This window comes from Saccharopolyspora sp. NPDC000995 (assembly GCF_053599315.1).
This window is the reverse complement of the sequence record NZ_JBSFLZ010000262.1, coordinates 1-3,200: the sequence shown is the minus strand read 5'-3', so window position 1 is coordinate 3,200 and position 3,200 is coordinate 1. Positions and strand designations below refer to the sequence as shown.

General features: G+C 65.0%; 2 protein-coding genes and 2 pseudogenes. 3 read left to right on the top strand and 1 reads right to left on the bottom strand.

The features are described 5' to 3' along the window. The 3 genes and pseudogenes from ACWDKQ_RS35590 to ACWDKQ_RS35580 all read left to right on the top strand — a co-directional run. Window positions 1-181 (top strand): hypothetical protein (locus ACWDKQ_RS35590; protein WP_450143141.1); only part of this gene is annotated, 181 nt, incomplete at its 5' end. Between the two features lie 179 nt (window positions 182-360). Beyond that, the gene (gene ltrA / locus ACWDKQ_RS35585; protein WP_450143140.1) at window positions 361-2,196 is read left to right on the top strand and encodes a group II intron reverse transcriptase/maturase; all 1,836 of its coding nucleotides are present in this window, start codon (window positions 361-363) and stop codon (window positions 2,194-2,196) included. 5 nt (window positions 2,197-2,201) lie between these two features. Continuing rightward, window positions 2,202-2,642: pseudogene (locus ACWDKQ_RS35580) on the top strand (DUF4158 domain-containing protein); the annotation flags it as partial. A 261-nt stretch (window positions 2,643-2,903) separates the two neighbouring features. Here ACWDKQ_RS35580 and ACWDKQ_RS35575 read toward each other — a convergent pair. Beyond that, window positions 2,904-3,200: pseudogene (locus ACWDKQ_RS35575) on the bottom strand (IS5/IS1182 family transposase); the annotation flags it as partial.

Genomic DNA, 3,200 nt, shown 5'->3' with positions numbered 1-3,200 from the left:
GCACTACCCAAAGCCGCCTGGATCAACCAACCCATCGAAGATCAACAACCAGTCAACTAAACACAACCCGTCTCAGTTTGACTTGACAACTACCGGATCGCGTCTCACACCTGCGGAACGTGGCAATCCCGTTGAGGTCCACGCCGTGCTGGCGTGGTGGGCCGACCGTGAGGAGAGCTGAAGTCCTCAGCGGGGGAAGGATGACGCAACAAGCGAAGGCTGGGACGCCGAAAGGCACCGGAAAGACCGACACCGCTGGCCGCGGCCTCCTGCGGGGTGTCGGATAACCGCCTGGATACGGACCTGGTGGTCCGGCTCGAAAGAGCGCTGACGTGCGTCAGGTGAGCCTGTGAAGACTCGATGATCAACGCACCGGAACCGAGGGACAAGTTGGACGCCACGACCACGCTCGCCGCGACCGATGTCACGCGCGAACACGTCGCGGTGAACGGACCCGAGGACGCCTCTCTCGACTGGGACGCTGTGGATTGGCGTCAGGCCGAGAGCGACGTACGGCGTCTGCGGCAACGTATCTTCGCGGCATCGAAGGCAGGGGACCTGAGAAAGGTCCGAAACTTGCAAAAGTTGATGCTTCGCTCGCGCGCCAACGCACTGTTGAGTGTGCGGCGGGTGACGGAGCTCAACGCCGGTCGCCGGACGGCAGGCGTCGACGGCAAGGTAGTACGAAGCTCCCAAGCAAAAGCCCTATGGGTTGGCTGGGCGCAAAGTCGCTGCCGGTCGTGGACGGCCAAGCCGGTAAGGCGAGTGTATGTGCCCAAGGCCAACGGAAAACGGCGTCCCCTCGGGATTCCCGTGATCGGCGACAGGATCTTGCAAGCCCTGACGCTCAACGCACTGGAGTCTGAGTGGGAAGCGCGGTTTGAGCCGAAGACCTACGGGTTTCGGCCCGGCCGCGGCTGCCACGACGCGATCGAGGCCATTTTCAACACCGTCAGCGGGAAGAACCCGCAACGGCGATGGATCCTGGACGCCGACCTGGCGGCGGCATTTGACCGGCTCGACCATCACCACATTCTCAGCCAGCTCGGTACGTTTCCCGCGCGGAAGCTGGTCGAACAATGGTTGAAGGCGGGTGTGGTCGAGCGCGAATGTTTCACGCCAACCGATGAGGGAAGCCCTCAAGGAGGCGTGATCAGCCCCGTCCTACTGAATGTGGCCTTGCATGGTATGGAGCAGGCGGCCGGGGTCAGGTACCGTACGTCCGGCGTCAGCGCCGACCGCGTGGTGCCGGAAAGCCCTGTGCTGGTGAAGTACGCAGACGATCTTGTTGTGATGTGCGGCAGCCCGGAACAGGCCGAACAGGTCAAAGAACGGCTCGCCGCCTGGCTTGCACCCCGTGGCTTGGCCTTCAACGAGGACAAGACGCGAATCACCTGCCTCGAGCAGGGATTTGAGTTCCTTGGGATGCAGATACGCCGGTATCGCAATGGAAAGCTGCTGATCAAACCCAGCAAAACGGCCGTGCAGCGGTTCCGGAAACGGCTCACCACGGAGATGAGAGCCCTGCGAGGGGCGAACGCTCACGCGGTGGTGACCCGCCTCAACCCGATCATTCGAGGTTGGTCAGCTTATTACCGGAGCGTGGTGTCCAAGCGGACGTTCGTCCAACTGGACACTCACATGTGGAAGTTGGTCATGAGTTGGGCCAAGCGTCGACACCCGAACAAATCGAGCCGGTGGGTTGTTGACCGGTACTTCGGCGCGTTCCACCCGACCAGGCGAGACCGGTGGATCTTCGGTGACCACGCCAGTGGCGCCTACCTCGCCAAGTTCGCCTGGACGAAAATCGTCCGACACCAAGTCGTCAAGGGACGGGCATCACCAGATGACCCTGCCCTGACCGACTATTGGGCCGAACGGCGACGCCGCCGCAAGCCCCCGCTGGACAAGTCCCGACTGCGCCTGCTTCAGGCGCAACATGGCCGTTGTCCGCTCTGCCGGAGCTTGCTGCTGCACGCCGACCAGGAGCCACAATCCCCAGAGGAATGGGAAACGTGGGTCAAGGTCACCCGCAAGGCGATCCGCAAACAAGCGATCATCACCTACGCGGGACACGGTACGTCGGACGACACCGCCGCACTCCGCCTCGTACACGCCCACTGCGCACGCCAAGCCAACAGCGGCGCACGCAGCCCGGCACGGCAACCTGCCGACGAGCCTTCAGGGCTTGCTTGAGCCGGATGAATGGAAAGCGTTCAAGTCCGGTTCTGAGGGGGGATCGGCGGGGCAACCCGCCGGTCCTACCCGACCCCAACCCGGTCGCATCTTGTTGGTGTGCAACAGGACAACCCCCGACCCGGCTGGGCTTCGCGTTGCTGCTGAAGTTCTTCGCGCGAGAAGCTCGCTTCCCGCGCGGCTCCGAGGAACTGCCGCCGGTGGTGGTCGCCTACGTCGCCGAGCAGGTCAAGGTCGACCCGGAGCTGTTCGACGCCTACGACTGGGACGGCCGCTCGATCAAGTACCACCGCGAGCAGATCCGCGGGGTGTTCGGCTTCCGCGAGTTCACCCGCGGGGACGAGGACAAGATCGCCGCCTGGCTGGCCGAGGAGGTCTGCCCAGTCGAACTCCACGAGGAGCAGCTGCGTCAGGCGGTGCTGGTGCGCTGCCGCGGCGAGCGTCTGGAGCCGCCGGGCCGGATCGAGCGCATCCTCGGGTCCGCCCGCGCCGGTTTCGAGCAGCGCTTCTGCGAGAAGACCCTCTCCCGCCTCGACGATGCGTGCCTGGTCGCGCTGGAGGACCTCATCGCCGAGGACGCCCCGCTGCTGCCCAGCGGCCGCGGCCTGCTGGCCGAGCTGAAGGCCGACCCCGGCCAGGTCAGCCTGGAGACGCTGCTGCGGGAGATCGACAAGCTCAACGCGGTGCGCGCGCTCGGTCTGCCGGCCGGAGACAACCTGAATGTTCCCGCCGTGATGGCGGTGCTTGCCGCTCCACCACAAATCCACCCCGCGGGTGGGGCCTGGGGTGGAGATCCGGTCGGTGTGGATCAGCGTGCCGTCCACGATCACATGCGAGTGACCAGCCGCCTTGGCCGCCAGCAGCGCCCCGTGCAGCGACGGCCGGCGCGCGGCGAGCACCGCAATGCCTTCGTCCCGGTACTCATACGCCGTCGACAAGGCGACGGCGTTGTCCCTGGCCAGCGCCACCATCCGGGTGTCTTCCAGGAACCATCGCAGCACCAA

What these genes read in the sequence shown, in the direction of transcription:
- ltrA (WP_450143140.1), top strand. Translation starts at nt 361, where the DNA reads ATGATCAACGCACCGGAACCGAGGGACAAGTTGGACGCCACGACCACG.